The organism is Thermodesulfatator autotrophicus, assembly GCF_001642325.1.
GTDB lineage: Bacteria > Desulfobacterota > Thermodesulfobacteria > Thermodesulfobacteriales > Thermodesulfatatoraceae > Thermodesulfatator > Thermodesulfatator autotrophicus.
The window spans coordinates 14048-31078 of record NZ_LSFI01000018.1; the positions used below are offsets into that span (position 1 = coordinate 14048).

At 40.8% G+C, this 17031-nt stretch carries 23 protein-coding genes; 7 read left to right on the plus strand and 16 right to left on the minus strand.

The annotated features are described in order from the left end of the window. Positions 1-64 precede the first annotated feature (64 nt). Genes moaA through TH606_RS04710 form a run of 3 tightly spaced genes read right to left on the minus strand, consistent with a single transcriptional unit; the run spans position 65 to position 1768 of the window. Complete coding sequence (gene moaA, locus TH606_RS04700) at positions 65-1036, minus strand: GTP 3',8-cyclase MoaA (protein ID WP_068541757.1); 972 nt, start codon at positions 1034-1036, stop codon at positions 65-67. After that, positions 1027-1557, minus strand: coding sequence for a DUF4416 family protein (locus tag TH606_RS04705; protein WP_068541759.1), 531 nt, complete (start codon positions 1555-1557; stop codon positions 1027-1029). Before TH606_RS04705 ends, moaA begins: the two co-directional genes overlap by 10 nt. After that, the gene (locus tag TH606_RS04710; RefSeq protein ID WP_068541761.1) at positions 1550-1768 is read right to left on the minus strand and encodes a Trm112 family protein; all 219 of its coding nucleotides are present in this window, start codon (positions 1766-1768) and stop codon (positions 1550-1552) included. The genes TH606_RS04705 and TH606_RS04710 overlap by 8 nt, the downstream gene beginning before the upstream one ends. 117 nt (positions 1769-1885) lie before the next feature. Here TH606_RS04710 and thrC point away from each other — a divergent pair, with 117 nt between their 5' ends. From thrC to TH606_RS11485, 3 genes are read left to right on the plus strand one after another with little or no spacing between them, the layout of a single operon-like run. Then, complete coding sequence (gene thrC, locus TH606_RS04715; RefSeq protein ID WP_068541763.1) at positions 1886-3277, plus strand: threonine synthase; 1392 nt, start codon at positions 1886-1888, stop codon at positions 3275-3277. A 9-nt stretch (positions 3278-3286) separates the two neighbouring features. Then, positions 3287-3415 carry a hypothetical protein gene (locus TH606_RS11985; RefSeq protein ID WP_269451043.1) on the plus strand — a complete coding sequence of 43 codons (129 nt, stop codon included), beginning with the start codon at positions 3287-3289 and terminating at the stop codon, positions 3413-3415. A 36-nt stretch (positions 3416-3451) separates the two neighbouring features. After that, entirely contained in the window at positions 3452-3613 is a 162-nt protein-coding gene (locus TH606_RS11485) for a hypothetical protein (protein ID WP_157627861.1), read from the plus strand. 228 nt (positions 3614-3841) lie between these two features. Here TH606_RS11485 and TH606_RS04720 read toward each other — a convergent pair whose 3' ends face one another. From TH606_RS04720 to TH606_RS04735, 4 genes are read right to left on the minus strand one after another with little or no spacing between them, the layout of a single operon-like run. Continuing rightward, a complete protein-coding gene (locus tag TH606_RS04720) occupies positions 3842-4216 on the minus strand; it encodes a hypothetical protein (RefSeq protein WP_068541765.1) in 375 nt (124 codons plus the stop codon). Then, complete coding sequence (locus TH606_RS04725) at positions 4216-4647, minus strand: hypothetical protein (RefSeq protein WP_068541767.1); 432 nt, start codon at positions 4645-4647, stop codon at positions 4216-4218. Before TH606_RS04725 ends, TH606_RS04720 begins: the two co-directional genes overlap by 1 nt. After that, the gene (scpB, locus tag TH606_RS04730; protein WP_068541768.1) at positions 4640-5167 is read right to left on the minus strand and encodes an SMC-Scp complex subunit ScpB; all 528 of its coding nucleotides are present in this window, start codon (positions 5165-5167) and stop codon (positions 4640-4642) included. Before scpB ends, TH606_RS04725 begins: the two co-directional genes overlap by 8 nt. Next, positions 5160-5807 (minus strand): riboflavin synthase, encoded by a 648-nt coding sequence (locus tag TH606_RS04735; RefSeq protein WP_068541771.1) that lies wholly within the window; start codon positions 5805-5807, stop codon positions 5160-5162. The genes scpB and TH606_RS04735 overlap by 8 nt, the downstream gene beginning before the upstream one ends. Before the next feature lie 12 nt (positions 5808-5819). Between TH606_RS04735 and TH606_RS04740 the strand changes: the two genes are divergently transcribed. Together TH606_RS04740 and TH606_RS04745 are read left to right on the plus strand one after the other, a co-directional pair. Beyond that, a complete protein-coding gene (locus TH606_RS04740; protein WP_068541772.1) occupies positions 5820-6494 on the plus strand; it encodes a response regulator transcription factor in 675 nt (224 codons plus the stop codon). Beyond that, positions 6472-7608: a PAS domain-containing sensor histidine kinase gene (locus TH606_RS04745; protein WP_068541774.1), complete on the plus strand. Its 1137-nt coding sequence runs from the start codon at positions 6472-6474 to the stop codon at positions 7606-7608. Before TH606_RS04740 ends, TH606_RS04745 begins: the two co-directional genes overlap by 23 nt. A 17-nt stretch (positions 7609-7625) precedes the next feature. Here the strand turns inward: TH606_RS04745 and TH606_RS04750 are convergent, their stop codons facing one another. Together TH606_RS04750 and TH606_RS04755 are read right to left on the minus strand one after the other, a co-directional pair. Then, entirely contained in the window at positions 7626-7847 is a 222-nt protein-coding gene (locus TH606_RS04750) for a hypothetical protein (protein ID WP_068541775.1), read from the minus strand. Positions 7848-7866: 19 nt separating this feature from the next. Beyond that, on the minus strand, positions 7867-8124 hold the full coding sequence (locus TH606_RS04755) for a hypothetical protein (RefSeq protein WP_068541777.1): 258 nt from the start codon (positions 8122-8124) through the stop codon (positions 7867-7869). Between the two features lie 60 nt (positions 8125-8184). Between TH606_RS04755 and TH606_RS04760 the strand changes: the two genes are divergently transcribed. Beyond that, positions 8185-9183, plus strand: a complete 999-nt coding sequence (locus TH606_RS04760; RefSeq protein WP_068541779.1) for a tRNA dihydrouridine synthase — start codon at positions 8185-8187, stop codon at positions 9181-9183. A 155-nt stretch (positions 9184-9338) separates the two neighbouring features. Here TH606_RS04760 and TH606_RS04765 read toward each other — a convergent pair whose 3' ends face one another. After that, complete coding sequence (locus tag TH606_RS04765) at positions 9339-10691, minus strand: M23 family metallopeptidase (RefSeq protein ID WP_068541781.1); 1353 nt, start codon at positions 10689-10691, stop codon at positions 9339-9341. A 29-nt stretch (positions 10692-10720) separates the two neighbouring features. Here TH606_RS04765 and TH606_RS04770 point away from each other — a divergent pair, with 29 nt between their 5' ends. Next, on the plus strand, positions 10721-11323 hold the full coding sequence (locus TH606_RS04770) for a DUF4398 domain-containing protein (RefSeq protein ID WP_068541783.1): 603 nt from the start codon (positions 10721-10723) through the stop codon (positions 11321-11323). Here TH606_RS04770 and TH606_RS04775 read toward each other — a convergent pair. The 6 genes from TH606_RS04775 to dsrK form a co-directional block, all read right to left on the minus strand. After that, a complete protein-coding gene (locus TH606_RS04775; protein WP_068541785.1) occupies positions 11320-11508 on the minus strand; it encodes a 4Fe-4S dicluster domain-containing protein in 189 nt (62 codons plus the stop codon). The two genes, TH606_RS04770 and TH606_RS04775, sit on opposite strands and share 4 nt — an antisense overlap. Positions 11509-11524: 16 nt before the next feature. Further along, positions 11525-12985 (minus strand): cobyrinate a,c-diamide synthase, encoded by a 1461-nt coding sequence (locus TH606_RS04780; protein WP_068541787.1) that lies wholly within the window; start codon positions 12983-12985, stop codon positions 11525-11527. A 70-nt stretch (positions 12986-13055) separates the two neighbouring features. Further along, entirely contained in the window at positions 13056-14216 is a 1161-nt protein-coding gene (gene dsrP / locus TH606_RS04785) for a sulfate reduction electron transfer complex DsrMKJOP subunit DsrP (RefSeq protein ID WP_068541788.1), read from the minus strand. 13 nt (positions 14217-14229) lie between these two features. After that, a complete protein-coding gene (dsrO, locus tag TH606_RS04790; protein ID WP_068541790.1) occupies positions 14230-15021 on the minus strand; it encodes a sulfate reduction electron transfer complex DsrMKJOP subunit DsrO in 792 nt (263 codons plus the stop codon). Then, positions 14961-15398, minus strand: coding sequence for a sulfate reduction electron transfer complex DsrMKJOP subunit DsrJ (dsrJ, locus tag TH606_RS04795; RefSeq protein WP_068541791.1), 438 nt, complete (start codon positions 15396-15398; stop codon positions 14961-14963). Before dsrJ ends, dsrO begins: the two co-directional genes overlap by 61 nt. Then, positions 15391-17025 (minus strand): sulfate reduction electron transfer complex DsrMKJOP subunit DsrK, encoded by a 1635-nt coding sequence (dsrK, locus tag TH606_RS04800; RefSeq protein ID WP_068541792.1) that lies wholly within the window; start codon positions 17023-17025, stop codon positions 15391-15393. Before dsrK ends, dsrJ begins: the two co-directional genes overlap by 8 nt. Positions 17026-17031: the final 6 nt, after the last annotated feature.

Genomic DNA, 17031 nt, shown 5'->3' on the forward strand with positions numbered 1-17031 from the left:
CTCCCTATCACTAGCTATCACCGATTATCGGATTAAATCGGTTTTGACAAGAGTTTTTTAAAACTTAACCTCCAATACTTCGCATAAGCCTTCTGGGGAACAAGTCAAGAGATCTCTGAGATGGTTTTTTGGCAACGGCTTTTATAAAAGCTTCCTTTAAAGCCTTTTCTGAGGAATCTTCTCTTAATGATGGTTTCAAGTCAATCTCTTCGTCAGAGAAAAGGCATAAGCGCAAACGCCCCTCAGGGGTTAAGCGCAGGCGATTACATTTATTACAGAAATGATTACTTATGGCTGAAATAAAGCCTATACTTCCTTTAGCTCCAGGAAGGGAAAAAACTTTAGCTGGGCCTGCCCCTATTTTAGGAGCAGGTAATAATTTGCCAAAAGCTTCTTTTAGTTTCTTTTCTGTTTCCGCGATGGGGATAAAAAGGTTCTCTTCCCAGGATGCTCCAGTCCCAATGGGCATAAATTCTATAAACCTTACTTCAAGAGGTTCTTCCAGTGTCAACCTTGCCATTTCAACTACTTCATCGTCATTTATGCCTCGCATAATCACCATGTTGATTTTTACCGGAGAAAAACCCACTTCTAAAGCCTTTTTTATACCTGAGAGAACCTCATCCAAGGCATCTACGCCACAAATTTCTTTATATCTCTCCCGGTCAAGGGTATCCAAACTTATGTTAACTCTCCTTAGCCCCGCTTTTTTAAGACTTTCCGCCAGGGAAGCCAGAAGAAGGCCATTGGTGGTTAAAGCCAGGTCTTCAAGACCTGGAATCTTTGCCAAATTAGCTATAAAAGAAACAAAGTCTTTCCGTACCAAGGGTTCGCCGCCGGTTAAGCGAATACGTTTAATCCCTACAGATACGGCCGCCTGGATAACCCGGTAAAGCTCTTCATAAGAAAGAATCTCTTCAGCAGGAAGTTTGGCAAAAGAGTCTTTACTAGAACAATAAAAACAGCGCAGATTACAGCGATCCGTGATGGAAACACGTAGATAGGTAATCTTGCGGCCGTGGGAATCTATAAGCATAACTTAAGTTTTTCCCTATAGCGTTTTCTGGCTTCACGAAACAAGGCCTTAACGTTTTCAGACGCATAATCAGGATAAGTCCAGGGGAGAGAAACAAAGTCACCCTTAGTATAAATCATGGTCACTTCACCATAAACATAATCACCAAGGTAAAGGCGATGAGAAAAATTTTTAAATGTTACCAATACCAATTTCTCTAGCAAAAGATAGCCTGGGTCAATATTTACCAGACGATTACCATTTTTACTAAAAGACTTTTCAAGCTTCCAGGCCAGATGCTTTATAGGCACTATCCTCTCTTGAGGAATGAGTTCTTTAAAAAAGATGAAACGCCTAACCAGGCCTTTTCCAAACTCTTTTTCGTAATAGTCAGTCCAGTCAAAAGGCAATAAAGGACTCTTAAAATCTATGGGACCAAGAATATCAGCCAGTTTTTGACTCACTTCATCTATAAGGACTTCATCCCGCGCAAATATACTGAAAAACAATTGAGCCAGAGCAGGCTTTTGAGGGCTACTCATCTCTTTCAGATTTGACCTTAAGCTCTATTTTCTGAGCCTCCTCTTCAAGCATGATAGGGATACCATCTCTAACCTCATAAAGCAAAGCACATTTAAAACAAACAAGACCACCCCTCTCTTCATCAACAGTAAGGTCTCCTTTGCATTTTGGGCAGGCTAACACGGCTAAAAGCTCCTGAGGAATAAGACTTACCAAAAGGCCACCAAACATACACGCCTCCTTTATGCTTTGCTTTTAAATCTAAGATTCTTTTGAAGTTTAAACAAGCGCTGTTTTCTATATAGAGCCTACCTGGCCAAGTTTTCTTCTTTTTGGTAAGCTTTGTTTATGCGATACATAAGCACACGTGGCGGTATAAAACCAATATCTTTTAAAGAAACGGTCTTAATGGGGCTGGCCGAAGATGGGGGCCTCATTTTACCAGAAAAAACACCTCGGGTATCAGGTGAAACTCTGGCCTTATGGCGCAAACTCTCATACCCTGAACTTGCTTTTGAAGTATTACGTCTTTTTGCTGACGATATCCCCACTGAAGACTTGAAAAAACTGGTTGAAAAGGCCTATTCGTCTTTTTCCCATCCTGAAATCTGCCCGGTAATCAAAAAGGGCAATATATGGATTCTTGAACTTTTTCATGGGCCTACCCTTGCCTTTAAAGACATAGCCTTACAGTTTTTAGGCCATCTTTTTGAATATTTATTGCTTGAGCGCGGGCAAAAGTTAAATATCTTGGGAGCCACCTCAGGAGACACCGGTTCAGCGGCCATTTACGGAGTAAAAGGACGAAAAAATATAAACATTTTTATTCTGTTTCCTAAAGGGCGGGTTTCTCCTGTTCAAGAGCTCCAGATGACCACCGTTGCTGACGAAAACGTCTTTTGTCTGGCCATTGAAGGAACTTTTGATGACTGCCAGTATATTGTCAAAAAAATTTTCAGTGACCTTGATTTCAAAAAGAAATACTTCCTGGGCGCAGTAAATTCCATTAATTGGGCGAGAGTTTTAGCCCAGGTGGTCTATTACATTTGGGCCTACTTCAAAGTTAGCGAGGCTGAAGGAAAGGAAAAAGTAAGGTTTTCTGTGCCAACCGGAAATTTTGGAGATATTTTTGCTGGCTATCTTGCCAAACAAATATTAGGCCAGGGGATAGAACGCCTGGTACTCGCCACCAATGAAAACGACATTTTGACCCGCTTTGTCAACGAGGGAGATTACTCCCTTGGTCGGGTAACCTCTACCATCAGCCCTTCTATGGATATCCAGGTGGCCAGCAACTTTGAACGCTATCTCTATTACCTTTACAACCAAGAACCTTCTCGCGTCCGTGAGGCCATGGAACAATTCGCCCAGACCGGAAGCCTTAGTTTCTCTCAAGAAAAAATCGCCCGGGTACAAAAAGATTTCCTTTCAGCCTCTATCAATCAAAAGGAAACCCTTGCCACCATTGCCTCTTTTTACAAAGAAACTGGCTATATCCTTGACCCGCATACAGCCGTAGGAGTGGCCGCTGGATTAAAGTTTAAAGACGAGCGGCCGATGATAGCTTTAGCAACAGCTCATCCGGCCAAATTTCCTGAGGCAGTGAAAAAGGCCATTGGACGTGAGCCTGAAAGGCCTGAAGCCTTAAGAGGCCTTGAAGATAAACCCCGGCGGGTTAAAGTGCTTCCCGCTGAGGTAGAAAAAGTTAAAGAATTTGTAGCTAAAAATGCCTTGTTATAGGAGACAATCATGAAAAAACTGGCCTTTCTTTTACTTACTTTATTTTTGGCCACACCGGCTCTGGCAGAAGTAGTAACCCTCAAAATAGAAAACCCTACTGATAAAAGGCTCTGGCTGGCTGACATTAAAAAACCCTGAAAAGTAGATATAAGCTTCCCGGAGGGGAGAAGCATCATGCCTCGTGACCACTTAAAAGTAGAGGTAGATATTTCAAATTACCCTTCAACAAAAGTAAAGCTCTGTTTCAAATCACTTAAAGGTGAATACTGGTGCACTAAAACAACAGTTTATGAATACGAAAAAATAAAATCTGTAGTACTTGAGAAAACAGAGTAATTCTTGAAAAAAAACTTTGCAAAATATTTCCTGAGACTGCTTCGCTTGTCCCGAGCGGAGCGAGGGATCTCCTCACAGTGACAAAGTAAGCCAGTTATTGCGAGCGAACCTTCCCGGTCATTGCGAGTCCCGCCAGGGGCGAAGCAGTCTCGTTGAAGCAATCCTTATCGCAAGGCAACGCAATCGCCGTGGCGATCTCAATCTATCTCTGAATTCTTACAAAAGGCCCTAACTCTTAGAAACTTTTATAACTAAAGGGATAACGTGCAAGTCATGGTTTACTTCTTCTGTCCAGCCGAGGTCCCAGGAGTCTACTTTGTATCCTGGCTCAAGTTTCTGGGCAATCTCACTAACTATTCCGGCCAGATTTAAAATGGGATGTTTTTTAAGCACTGGAGGAAGCCCGGAAGTTAAATTGCAGGCCAAACATTTATCAGGCCTGGCCGTAAGTCTTAACTCAAGAACCACCCTTCCTTTTTCTGGCCTCCACTCCCGCAATCCCAGGTCAAGGTAATAGGCTGGTTCTTCACCGAAATAAAAAGCTTCAAAAAATTCCTGCACCCGTTCTTCAGGCAAAAGTGATTTTATCCACTTTTCATCCATTAATCCTTCTCCTTTAAAAGTTTTAAAAACTCCTCAATTTTGGAAGCTTCTTTTCTCTTTTCTTCTGGGGTTAATTTTCGCAGGTAGTCCTCAAGCCAAAATTTTACTTCTTTCTGGAGGGTATCTAGGGAGAAGCCTTCTTTTTGGACAAATGTTTTAAGCCTTTGCCAGTTGATAAGCGCTCTTTCTAAACCGCGGTAGTAAGATTTATCACGATTTTCATAAGTAAGGTCACGCTTTATGATAATTAGATAACGCTCTATTACTGCCCCTTTAAGAAAGGATTTTTCTTGAGGGGTTAGCTCTATTTTTGGGCCCTCAGGATCTTCCGTAAGGTAATGAAGACTATTCCAAAGGGCAACTTCTGGAATCTCCCCGGCGTGTTTTATAATTTCTGCTTCTTCAATTACTTCTTCTCTTAAATCACTCATTGCCCAATATTTTTTCTATCTCTTTTATTTTTGGAAGTTCTGAAAGGTCTTTCAGCCCAAAAATTTCAAGAAATTTGTTCGTAGTGCCATAAAGCAATGGTCTTCCTGGCATGTCTTTTCGGCCACAAATCTTCACCAGGCCTTTTTCCATAAGGTTTCTGATAGCTCCACTGCTATCAACACCTCTAATATTTTCTATCTCTGCTTTTGTTATCGGCTGCTTGTAGGCGATAATAGCCAGGGTTTCAAGGGCAGCGCGCGAAAGCCTGGGAGGCGCTCCAAAGACCAGACGCCTCAAAAAAGGTGTATATTCTGTTTTGGTTTCAAAACGGAACCCCCCTGCCACCTCTCTTAAAATAAAACCCCGGTCCTGGTAGAACTTTTTTAAAGAAAAAATAGCTTCTTTCAGTTGTTGGGTTTCAGTATCAGGAAAAATTTTTAAAAGCTCTTTTAAGGTAACTGCTCGCCCAGCAGCAAAAAAAATAGCTTCTAACGCTTTTTCCAGGTCCCCTTTATCCATCCAGGTCAAAACCGTGTAATTTGAGGAATTCTTGGGTAACAGTGCCCTGGCTGTAAGGCTTTAAAAGCCTTTCTACGTATTTGCCTATAATATCCACCTCAATGTTTACCGTGTCTCCGGGCTTTCTAAAACCAATAGTAGTAAGTTTAGCGGTATGAGGGATGATGGCAAGCTCTACCACGTTGTCTTTCACCTGGTTTACCGTAAGGCTTATGCCATCAACAGCAATAGAGCCCTTTTCTACCAGGTAGCGACTAAGCTCCCGGGGAACTTCTATTTTGTAAAAAATGAAATCTCCCTGCTCACGCCGATCAATCACCTGCCCTACCCCATCAACGTGGCCTGTAACTAAATGCCCGCCCAGGCGATCTCCCACTCGCAAAGCCCTTTCAAGGTTTACTTTTTCTCCCACTAAAAAACTTCCGAGGGTAGTCCGCTTAAGAGTTTCTGGTGACACATCAACTGAAAAAACATCCCCCTCAAGAGTGGTCACGGTAAGGCAGGCGCCGTTTACCGCGATACTGTCTCCTAGTTTAGTATCAGAAATATCAAATGGGACTAGAATGAAAAATCTTCGCCCTTTAGCCAGAGGAACTATCTTTACAATCTTACCTAAGCCTTCTACAATACCCGTAAACATGAGAGACCTCCTATGTCTTATATACTTATCGTAGAAGACGAAGAAGATATTGCAAGATTAGTGGCCCGCACTTTAGAAAAGAACGGGCATAAAACCCGTATAGCCCCGACTCTAGCCAAAGCTCAAGAGCTTATAGAACAAGAAACCCCTGAGCTTGTGGTTCTTGATCTGATGCTTCCTGACGGAGACGGCCTTGAACTTTGCAAATATATTCGTTTTAAAGAACAAACAGAAATACCGGTAATGATATTGACGGCCAAGGGTGAAGAGATTGACCGCATCCTAGGCTTTGAAATGGGGGCTGATGATTACATTGTAAAACCATTTAGCCCCAAAGAGCTGGCTTTGAGAGTTAAAGCCATTCTTAAAAGAGTAAAACAAATTGAGCCTCCCTCATCGGCCATAAACATAGGACCTCTTAACATTGACCCAAACTCCATGAAAGTAAAAGTAGAAGGAAAAGATGTTCGCCTTACCAGGACAGAATTTAATTTACTTCTGACCCTTATTAAGGCCCGTGGAAAAGTTTTGACAAGAGAAATACTCCTTGAAAAGGTCTGGGGCTACACCTTTGAAGGCTACGCCCGTACGGTGGATACTCATGTAAGACGCCTTCGTAAGAAACTTGGCCCTTGTGCCGAAATGATAGAAACGGTCTGGGGTATTGGGTATCGATTTAAAGATTAGCCTTGTTTTATTTTTGCTTTTGCTGGTTAGCTGGTTATTTTTTGCCTTAAAATGGCGTAAAAGGCCTGGAAATCAGGATTTATCACCCCCAAAAGAAAGTAAACCCGAGTCAAAAAAAGAAATTCCCTGGCCCAAAATATTTGAACTCCTAGATGAAGGAATAGTAATATGCCATAAAGACGGCTCTATTTTAACCCTTAACCCCAAGGCCTATAACTTCTTAGGCCTAGGCCGTCCGGGAAAACTTCCCAATCTTTTTGACATTTTGAGAAACCCAAAAATTCAGGAAGCAGTTGAAAAAGGTGAACAACGCTCCTTTGAAAAAGAACTTTTCTGGCCTGCCTACAGGGTATTTAAAATATCCACTATAACCCTGGACAATCACTTAAGGGGTTTGGTCTTCAAGGATTTAACCCCTTTTAGAAAACTCTCTCATGTAAGGCGAGATTTTGTGGCTCACCTGGCCCATGAGTTCCGTACACCTTTAACCGCCATTGAAGGGTATGCTGAGGCCCTGTTAGAAGAAGTTCCAGAAAACCTTCGCCAAGATGTAAGTATAATTCTTAAAAACACGAAAAGACTGTCTCGCCTGCTAAAAGAACTACAAGTTTTATCAAGGCTCGAATTACAGGGCATCCCAGATGAAGACTTTGAGGTAATTGACTTAAAAGAAGTCATCCAGACCGCCATAGAAACCGTCTCTATCAGGGCTAAAAATAAAAATATAACATTGCACTGGAATTTTCCTGAAAAGCCTTGTTACGTCTGGGGAAGTTTTGACGACCTTTTAAGGGCTTTTATTAACTTACTTGATAACGCCATTAAGTTTAGCCCTGCAGGGAAAAATATCTGGGTTACATTAGAAAAAAAAGATAGCTTTTGGCTGGTAAAAATAAAAGATGAAGGCCCTGGAATTAAAGACTCAGAAAAAGAGCGCATTTTTGAACGTTTTTACCGTGGAAAAGACGTAAAAGCAGCAGGAACAGGCCTTGGTCTCGCCATTGTAAAACATGTTATTCAAGCACATAAAGGAAAAATTAAAGTAGAAAGCCTTATAGGTCAGGGGAGCGAATTTACTATTTACTTACCACAAAAAAATAAAGGAGAGGCCTGATCGGCCTCTCTTAAAGATTAATAACCCTCTTTATGGTGTTCCTTAATTTTCTCACAGCATTTACGCATTTCTTCAGGCATGGGAATACCTTTATGGTGCTTTTCCCACTCTTCCTGGCTAATACATTTACGGTACGAACAGTCTGCGTGGGGGCAGGTTTTATCTTGCTGCTTTTCCATGGCTACTGTAGCGGTAGCTGAGAAAACAAGACCTAAAAACAAAATTAAAAATTTTTTCATAATAAATAACCTCCTAATATTATTTACTGAGATATTCCAAAATAGTTTTGGCTTCCTGGTCTGTTAAAGGAGCACCATAAGAACGCATCCGCTTAATAGTTTCTTTCCACCACTCAGGGGACATTCCCTTCTTGGCATATGTTCTGTCAGTAGAGTGACACTCTACACACTTGGCATTAATAATGCTGGTGGCCTTTTTTTCAAAGTCACTATTGGCTGAACAAGCTGCTACTGCAATAAATAAGCTAAATGCCAAAACAGATGATAAAATTTTCATAAGTAACTCCTTTTTATATTAATTTCTATTTTAGAAGAAGTTTAAAGTAAAAATTCAACTATGTCAATCTATAAAAAAACTGTAGGCAAATTTTTAGCTCTAGCTCCCATGGCAGGCCTAACCCACCTTGCTTTCAGGGAACTGGTATCTTTTTATGGCAGGCCTGATTTCTTTTTTACAGAAATGCTTAATGTAAGGGCCATTGTTTATCAAAATCCAGAAAAAGACTCATATTTAATAACCACTGAAAAAGAAAGTCCCTTAATAGCCCAACTGACAGGAAAAGATCCAGACTTGTTTTACCTGGCTGTAAAACGGCTAGAAGAAATAAAAAACTTTGATGGATATGACTTAAACTTTGGTTGTGCCAGAGGGGCTATTCAGCGCTACGGCTGGGGAGTATCTTTGATGAGGGAACCCAGCCTGTGTGCTGAAATAGTAAAAGCCGTAAAAGAAGCCACTTTAAAGCCTGTTTCCGCCAAAATAAGAAGTGGTTTTGAACATAATCCAGAGAAGCTGTTACATTTTGCCCAGACCATTGTTGAAGCAGGGGTTGAACTCATCACCCTTCACCCCAGAACCGCACAGGAAGGATTTAAAAGACCTGCCCGGTGGGAAGAAATCAAGATCTTAGCCCAAAATATCCCTGTACCCGTTTGCGGAAATGGTGATATTTTCTCCCCTGAAGCAGCCAGGAAAATGCTTGAAGTTACAGGATGTCAGGGAGTGATGATTGGCCGGGCAGCTCTCCTGCGCCCCTGGATATTTCGTGACGTTAAAAGCTTTTTAGAGGATAATCAGATACCCCCTTCCCCTTCTCCCTGGGAAGCCCCTTTAAAACACTGGGATTTGATAAAAAATTTTTTGCCAGAAAACATCCAGATAAAGCGCTTTGAGCTGTGGTTATTTTGGTATTTACAAAATTTTGCCTTTGGACTCCACTATTTCCGGGAAATAAAAAAAGAAAAAGACCCTAACAAAAAGCTAGCTTTAATTAAAAAGATATTAGAAAAAGAAAAAATTAAGTCCTATCCAGCCAGACCTTATTTATTACGCTAGTTTCCAGCTTATTAAAATGTCATCACGAGGTCACAACGTCGCCGTGGCGAAGTAATCCTTGTCCTGACGGTAGCGGAAAGAAGAGATTGCTTCGCACTTCGTGGCTCGCAATGACAGCTCCAAAATTGTTATCTGTTTTGTGATCCCAGTAATAACTACTGAATACTTTCTAACTTTTGGGCTATGCGAGTTTTTACCCAGTTGGGGTCAAACCACTCAAGTGGCTCCACAAAAACACCCTGCACCAAAACTGAAAAATGAAGATGGTCTCCCCCGGCCAGTCCAGTAGTATCCGTATAGCCAATCAGTTGTCCACGTTTTACAGTGTCTCCTTTAGCCACGGTAAAACCTGAAAGATGGGCATAAAGACTAAATAGACCGTAGCCGTGGTCAATAATGATGCTATTTCCGTAAATGCCCAAATAGTCGGCATAAATAACTTTTCCTGTAGCTGCAGCTGGTACAGGAGCACCGGCCACCGAAGCCAGGTCAATTCCCAAGTGATAGGCATTACCGATTTTTTTGCCTTTATAATAGTAGGTGCGATAATCACCAAATAAAGCTCTGGTAGCAGACTTAGGTAAACGCAAAAAGAATTTGTAACCGTAAAACTCTTTTATCTGAGAAGACTTAGCAATTTCTGCTATTGTTTTGTTGTTTTTCTTTCTGAGCTCAGTATTAATATAAATAAAGGCGTTTAACATATTATCTCTAGGAACTTCAGGATAACGATTCCAAAATTCTGGTATTTTGCGCTCTAAGAATCTATCAGAAATATTTATAACATCACGACGATATTTTTTGGGCTTCAAATAAAAAGCCACTGGAAAAGTAGCTTTATTACCGGCAAAGTCTTGGGCCTCTATATACATGCGCGTTACCTGTTTCTTTTGCACAGGAACGGCTACCAGGCAGTAGTAAAGGTTAGGATTTTGAGGGTCAGGATAGCCTTTAAAAAACAAGTCATCCACCACTACCCCCTGGCGCACCACAGGCTCTGAAAGAGAGTAAACCACCATATTGCTCCCACCAGGAACAAAATAGTGCATAGAAGACTTAACCGTAATATGTGGAGAAGTAAGATCCAAAAGTATTTTTTTCTGATAAGTGGCTATATTTCCTTTGAGTTTGTTACGCCAGGAGGCATCTACTACTCGTATTATCAAAGTGGCTTCACCATCTTTAAAACCGAGTTTGAATGGCGAGAAGGTTATTTCAAAGCTATCTTCTTTTACCGGTGAACCCCAAAGAGGATCAACTTCATATTTTTTTTCAAAGACCTTTTCTATTTTTTTATTTTGTTCCAGAAATAAAGATACTTCTCGCAGGCCAGAGCGATTATCAGCTATTTTTACAGCCAGTTTGGCTTCTTTACCCAAAGCCTGAGGCAGAGAAAGACTTTCAACTACCGGGCTTTTTCCTTCAAATTTAAAGAAAAAAAGAAAAGATAAAAGCCCCACCACACCAACCAGCAAAATTAACAGAAGAACCGACAAAATCTTCTTCACTTTTCCCACCTTATTTTTATAATTCTTTTATGCTTAAGTTCTTATCTCATATAGTAAATTTTAAACAATCTTCAAAGACCCTCTTTTATATTTTAATCTTTTTGGTCTTCACTTTTACCACTGGTTTTAAAATATCAGAAAAATTTGAAAATATATTGGAACGAATACCCTACCTCAATAAACTTCTAGAAAAAGATAAACCACCTTACGAACTTTTAAAAAAAACCGAAAAATCGCTAAACGATGCCTTCTGGCAAGGTGCTCCCCAGTTTGCCCCTGATTCCTGGGAAAAAGCTCAGGAATACTTCAAAAAAGCGCAAAAATTTATGGAAGAAAAAAATTATAGTTATGCCAAATTTTATTTGCAGAAATCTCTAGAATGGGCCCAAAAAGCCCAAAAAGAAGCCCTAGAAACAAAGAAAAAACAAAGAAAAGAAGCCGAAAATAAACTTAAAAAGCTTCTCGCTCTTCATCCTGAAATTCAAAGGGATCTTAAATGGAAACCTCGTCTAAAACTTCTTCAAGAATTGATAAAATATGAAAAGTTTGAAGAGTTTGAAAAAGAGCTAAAAAAGATTCAACAAGAACTAAAAAAGAAGGGGGCCAAGCCCCCTTCCCAGAATTTGAGTTAAATTTCAGTTACAGTGATAGCACCTTCAGGACAAACCTCTACACAGGTTTCACAGCCAAGACAGTCTTCAGGGCGAGCGACCACAGGCTTTCCATCTTCGCCTTCATCAAAAACCTGAGCAGGGCAAGAATCAATGCATTCCTGGTCCGCAGAGCATTTGTCATAATCGATGGTAATTTCAAACATACGCGCCTCCTTAATTTTAGAATTTAATAAAATGGTTAATTTCATTTAACACCAAAGTCTGATCCTGACAAATATTTCTGAAGTCAAAAGTAAAACCTTGTTTCCATTTTTTAGCCGCTTCTATTAACCCTACCGCCCATACTGGCAGACCCAAGACATGTACATGGGTATAGGCCCCTAAGATATTTTTATATACCACGCCATCATAACCACGTGAAAAGCCGTGCCCTTTTGAAAGCTTCATGGCTAGAACAACATCATCCTTTGACCAGTTTATTGGCTTTGAATAATGGAATTCGTGTCCAAGAAGTTTTGTTCCTAAAGAATAAAAAGGATTTTCAGCTACAACTTTAGCTTTTACATAACCGTGCCCCTGAGGCTTTTCATTGACTTCAAAGTCTATAGGTAAGGCTCCGACCATGTCAAAAGCTTTGTCTTTCCAAATTATACGGCGCCCAAGATACATAAGGCCACCACATTCAGCATAAATAGGTAGCCCTGCCATAGCCGCTTGCCTGATATCTTTTCTTAATGAAAAATTAGCTTCTAAGGCCTCGGCCTGAGTTTCAGGAAAACCTCCTCCAATATAAAGAGCATCAATATCAGGGAGGGAAGAATCTTTCAAAGCATCTAAAAAAATAAGTTCCGCTCCTAAAGCTTTTAGGGCTTCAAAATTTTCCTGATAATAAAATTGGAAAGCCTTGTCCTTAAAAACCCCTATTTTTACTTCTTTCTCTCTAGAAGGCCAAAACAAAGGCACACCTGACGAAAAAGCTGGCGCTTTCTGAGAAATTTCTATAATCTTTTCTAAGTCAACATTTTCAATTACTTTTTCGGCCAAAGTTTTAGTAATAGCATCACCTTCTCCATGCTCCTGCCAGGGAAGAAGGCCCAAATGCCTCATTGGAAAAGAAAACTTTCTTAACCTGGGAAGTACTCCTAAAACTTTCAAGTCGGTATAAGTTTCAATAGAACGTGTAATGATCTTTTCGTGTCTGGCACGAACAATTTGATTCAAAATAACTCCACCAAAAATCAAATCCGGTTCTAAGATCTGACATCCTTTTACAAAGGCGGCCAAAGTCCTAGTTACTTTTGTGCAATCTAATACAAGGATTACTGGTGTTTTAAGAATTTTTGCTAATTGGGCACTACTACAACTTCCCTCAACATCAACTCCGTCAAGAAGGCCTCGGTTACCCTCAATAACAGCTATGGCATCAGAAGAAGCGCGAGATAAAAAAGAAGAGATAATAATATCTGAAGACATAAAAAAAGGATCAAGATTATAACAGGGGTTACGAGCGGCAAAGGCTAACCAACCAGCGTCAATATAATCAGGACCTTTTTTGAAAGGGATAACCTTTTTCCCCAGGGAAGATAAAGCTGAAACTAATCCCAAAGAAAATAAAGTCTTTCCAGCCCCTCCTTTTTGAGCAGAAATCAAAAGGCGAGGGAAAACAATTTCACAAGACATAAAGTTAAAACCTCGTCTAAAAAATAAAGCCGGGACAACGCCCGGCTTTATATTCTAAGTGGTATTCTAGCTAGATCAAACGTCGGCTTTCCATCACAGAAATGACCATCTTATAAAGGACCGTTACTATAAGGAAACCTAATGCCCAGATACCAACTGAAATCATAACTTCAGGAAGAGTGGGCATATATTCGGTTATCTCATGTAACGGGTTGGGGATAAACCCACCTATTACCAAGCCCATACCTTTATCAATCCAGGTGCCAATAACTACCAGCAGACAAAGGAACGGAAGTAGTTGCAGGTTATTTCTAACCTGAGGGATAACCAGGAGAATGGCCGCAATCACCATACAAGCATAAGCCGTCCACATCCAGGGAACAAGCTTATTATGTCCTTCCAGACCAGCAAAAAGATAAATTAAAGAATGTTGGTGAGCAGGGATACCACTATAAAAAGCGGTAAACAATTCACAACCAAAGAGGAACAGGTTAGCAATTAAGGCATAAGTTATAGTTTTTGCCAAGGCTTTAATGGCTTTTTCTCCCGGATCAAACTTAGTAAAAGTTTTAACTATGTAAAGCAATATTAAAAGGAGAGCTGGCCCTGAGCAAAAAGCCGAAGCCAAAAAGCGAGGAGCCATAACCGCTGTTAACCAGAGATGGCGGTCGGGCATACCGGCGTAGAGAAAAGCCGTAACAGTGTGAATGCTAAAAGCCCAGGGAATAGAAAGATAAATAAAAGGCTTAACCCATTTAGGGTACTTCGTGCCTTTATACATAGCAGAAAGAGCTGTCCATCCGCATATAATATTTAGCATTAAGTAGCCGCATAAAACTATCATGTCATAAAACATCACTGAGTTTGGAGTAGGGTGTAAAGCCACATTCATAACACGGTGAGTTTGACCTATATCAACAAGGATAAAAAGAATACACATTATAACAGCAGCAATGGCCATGAACTCGCCAAATATGACTAACCGAGCATATTCTTTATAATTATGAAGATAATAAGGTAAAACAACCATCACACCAGAAGCCGCAATACCAACCAGATAAGTAAATTGAGCAATATAAAAACCCCACGAAACATCGCGACTCATTCCAGTTATACCTAAACCAACTTTCATCTGATAAATAAAACAGATTAATCCAATGAGAAATAATGACGCTAAGAAAAATACCAGCGCATAATACTTTTTACTGCCGACTAAAGCCTTCTCAAACATAGGTCCACCTCACTTAAATAATATAAAATACACTAGGACCAGTACCCAGATTTACCTTTCGGCGAATATTAAAGTGCTTTCTAAGAAGCTCATTAACTTTAGAATGAGGATCGGCCAGGTCTCCAAAAGTAAGCGCTCCATATTTACAGGCTCTAACACATACTGGCAATTTCCCCTCGTGTAACTTATCAAAGCAGAAAATACATTTTTCTACTACACCTTTCATGCGAGTAGGATAAGCCATATTAGGCTCTTTTATATAAGGACGAGGATCCAACCAGTTAAAACTACGTGCTCCATAAGGACAGGCTCCCATACAGAAACGGCAACCAATACAACGATGCATATCCATCATCACAATACCATCTTCACGTTTAAAAGTTGCCTGCGTGGGACAAACCCTTACGCAAGGAGGATGTTCGCAGTGATTACATAAAACTATAACTTCTCTCTTTTTAACATCTTCATTGTCATATTCATGAGACTGATATGGAAAGGCATTATGAAAATGAGTTTTCCATATCCATTTTATTTCGTGCTGTTTATCAGGAAACCGTGGTACATTATGCCATTTATGACAGGCCTCTATACAATCCCTACATTCAGGATGTTCGGCACATATCCTGGTATCAATAACCAAGGCCCAACGACCGGCCACTAAAGAATTAGGAGTCGGTTTAACAGCCTGAGCCTTTACCCTTTGACCGGATAAAAATCCAGCTGTTGCCGCAGCCCAGGCTCCAGCTAGTGATGCGAAGCCGGCTGCTTTGAGAAAGTTTCTACGTTTGATTTTTTTGTTGCCCATCCTTTCTTCTCCTCCGGCGAAATATGACAATTCCAACAATAAGGTTTTACAGCCACAAAATTGTGACAACGATCACAAAAGCGTTCCTTACTGGAATGACACTTCATACAACCTTCCTGGAACTTCATGTGAAAAGTCTGCCCCTTAGAGTTCACATAAACTCCATAGCCGTTTCTAACTACCTCATTACGCCAATTGTCAAGCAACTTCATGTGTTCGCGAATCATAAAACTTTTGTCTTCAACACAACTGGTGTACTCCTTAGGTAGTTCTACTTCCACTTTGGGAACAGCCTTTCCCACGTTCCACCAAAACGGCAACGTCACAAACACCACAAAAATTATAATTCCTGGGATAACTTTGCCGGCATCATGCATTTTCTTCGCCCTCCGGCTTCAAAGGTTCTTGACGTAAATTAAGCTCTCGCTTACGTTCCCCTTTCTTCTCATGCGGGAAAACTAAAGCGTTTGCCACTAACTCATGGACCCCACAAACCTGGACTTCAGGCACCCAGTAATCCATAAGAGTAGAAAGAGCGGCGCGGTCAATGGCACAAATACAGGCCAACATATTAACACCGTGCTTTTCATGAACATACTTCACGGCATTAGCCCTGGGTAACCCTCCGCGCATACGCATATCCATAAACTCATCCGTATTAAGACCTGAACCACTTCCACAACAGAAGGTCTTCTCACGAATAGTATTTTCAGGCATATCGTAGAAATTATTGCAAACATTCTTAAGAATAAAACGAGGTTCTTCAAAAAAGCCCATACCACGAGAGGGGTTACAAGAATCGTGATAAGTAACTACATATTTGTCATTACGAGAAGGATCTAAATCAAGCTTGCCGTGGGCAATAAGGTCAGCGGTAAACTCACAGATATGAATCATCTTGGTAGATTTGGCGTGCTCAAAAACAGTTCCCGTAATGGGGCTGCGAGGAGTTTCTAGGTTCTTAGGTGCAGGGCCAGTGGCTGTATCCATGTACTGATGTTTCACTCGCCACATGTGGCCGCACTCACCACCAATGATGAATTTGACGCCTAAACGCTCAGCTTCGTGATAAATCTTAGCATTAATCTTAGCCATAGCTTCATGAGAGGTGAATAGACCAAAGTTACCACCCTCTGAAGCGTAGGTACTCATGGTCCAATCAATATCAAGGTAATTAAAGAGCATGATGTAACCCATCATGGTGTAGATACCAGGATCGGCAAAGTAGTCACCAGATGGAGTTACAAAAAGGACTTCCGCTCCCTTTTTATTAAAGGGCACTTCCATCTTAAGGCCTGTTACTTCTTCAATATCCCAGCAAAGGAATTCGATGTTCTCTTTAACTGTGTGTGGCTGAAGACCAAGGTGGTTACCAATCTTAAAACAGTTGCGAACTGGCTCAAGAATCCAGTTAATATTACAGCCCACCAGATGGAGAAGCTCACGCCCCATCATAGTAACTTCACAAGTGTCAATACCATAGGGACAAAAGACAGAACAGCGACGACATTCACTACACTGATAGAAATAGTAGAACCACTCTTTAATGATATCTTCGTTAAGTTTTCTAGCTCCAGCAAGTTTCCCAAAAAATTTGCCCTGCCAGGTAAGCTCCCCTTTTATTACTGAACGAAGGAGCTCAGCTCTCAAAACAGGCATGTTTTTAGGATCACCAGAACCCAAAAAGTAATGGCACTTATCAGCACAGGCACCACAACGCACACAAATATCCATAAAAAGCTTGAAGGAGCGATATTTTTTAAGGCGATCAATAATACCTTCAACTATTATTTCCCGACTGTTAGAAGGAAGCTTCCAGTCGTCATCCAGGGGAGACCATTCCCGCGGATTAGGGAAGCCTATTTCCTCTAAGATGTTCTTTTTAGCTGGATAACAAAAACGCCCGGGTTTGATTTCGGGAGGAACATCATCCATCCAGTCTTTCTCTGGTGGTGTCCAATCTATAGATTTAAGCAGTTCATCTGGTTTAGGCATCTTGGCCATGGCTAA

What these genes read in the sequence shown, in the direction of transcription:
- TH606_RS04740 (WP_068541772.1), top strand. Translation starts at nt 5,820, where the DNA reads ATGTCTTATATACTTATCGTAGAAGACGAAGAAGATATTGCAAGATTA.
- dsrO (WP_068541790.1), bottom strand. Translation starts at nt 15,021, where the DNA reads ATGGGCAACAAAAAAATCAAACGTAGAAACTTTCTCAAAGCAGCCGGC.
- TH606_RS04720 (WP_068541765.1), bottom strand. Translation starts at nt 4,216, where the DNA reads ATGGATGAAAAGTGGATAAAATCACTTTTGCCTGAAGAACGGGTGCAG.
- TH606_RS04775 (WP_068541785.1), bottom strand. Translation starts at nt 11,508, where the DNA reads ATGTTTGAAATTACCATCGATTATGACAAATGCTCTGCGGACCAGGAA.
- TH606_RS04780 (WP_068541787.1), bottom strand. Translation starts at nt 12,985, where the DNA reads ATGTCTTGTGAAATTGTTTTCCCTCGCCTTTTGATTTCTGCTCAAAAA.
- TH606_RS04705 (WP_068541759.1), bottom strand. Translation starts at nt 1,557, where the DNA reads ATGAGTAGCCCTCAAAAGCCTGCTCTGGCTCAATTGTTTTTCAGTATA.
- scpB (WP_068541768.1), bottom strand. Translation starts at nt 5,167, where the DNA reads ATGGATAAAGGGGACCTGGAAAAAGCGTTAGAAGCTATTTTTTTTGCT.
- TH606_RS11485 (WP_157627861.1), top strand. Translation starts at nt 3,452, where the DNA reads ATGCCTCGTGACCACTTAAAAGTAGAGGTAGATATTTCAAATTACCCT.
- TH606_RS04735 (WP_068541771.1), bottom strand. Translation starts at nt 5,807, where the DNA reads ATGTTTACGGGTATTGTAGAAGGCTTAGGTAAGATTGTAAAGATAGTT.
- dsrJ (WP_068541791.1), bottom strand. Translation starts at nt 15,398, where the DNA reads ATGCATGATGCCGGCAAAGTTATCCCAGGAATTATAATTTTTGTGGTG.
- TH606_RS04750 (WP_068541775.1), bottom strand. Translation starts at nt 7,847, where the DNA reads ATGAAAAAATTTTTAATTTTGTTTTTAGGTCTTGTTTTCTCAGCTACC.
- TH606_RS11985 (WP_269451043.1), top strand. Translation starts at nt 3,287, where the DNA reads ATGAAAAAACTGGCCTTTCTTTTACTTACTTTATTTTTGGCCACACCG.
- TH606_RS04770 (WP_068541783.1), top strand. Translation starts at nt 10,721, where the DNA reads ATGCTTAAGTTCTTATCTCATATAGTAAATTTTAAACAATCTTCAAAG.
- dsrK (WP_068541792.1), bottom strand. Translation starts at nt 17,025, where the DNA reads ATGGCCAAGATGCCTAAACCAGATGAACTGCTTAAATCTATAGATTGG.
- TH606_RS04755 (WP_068541777.1), bottom strand. Translation starts at nt 8,124, where the DNA reads ATGAAAATTTTATCATCTGTTTTGGCATTTAGCTTATTTATTGCAGTA.
- thrC (WP_068541763.1), top strand. Translation starts at nt 1,886, where the DNA reads ATGCGATACATAAGCACACGTGGCGGTATAAAACCAATATCTTTTAAA.
- TH606_RS04710 (WP_068541761.1), bottom strand. Translation starts at nt 1,768, where the DNA reads ATGTTTGGTGGCCTTTTGGTAAGTCTTATTCCTCAGGAGCTTTTAGCC.
- moaA (WP_068541757.1), bottom strand. Translation starts at nt 1,036, where the DNA reads ATGCTTATAGATTCCCACGGCCGCAAGATTACCTATCTACGTGTTTCC.
- TH606_RS04760 (WP_068541779.1), top strand. Translation starts at nt 8,185, where the DNA reads ATGTCAATCTATAAAAAAACTGTAGGCAAATTTTTAGCTCTAGCTCCC.
- dsrP (WP_068541788.1), bottom strand. Translation starts at nt 14,216, where the DNA reads ATGTTTGAGAAGGCTTTAGTCGGCAGTAAAAAGTATTATGCGCTGGTA.
- TH606_RS04725 (WP_068541767.1), bottom strand. Translation starts at nt 4,647, where the DNA reads ATGAGTGATTTAAGAGAAGAAGTAATTGAAGAAGCAGAAATTATAAAA.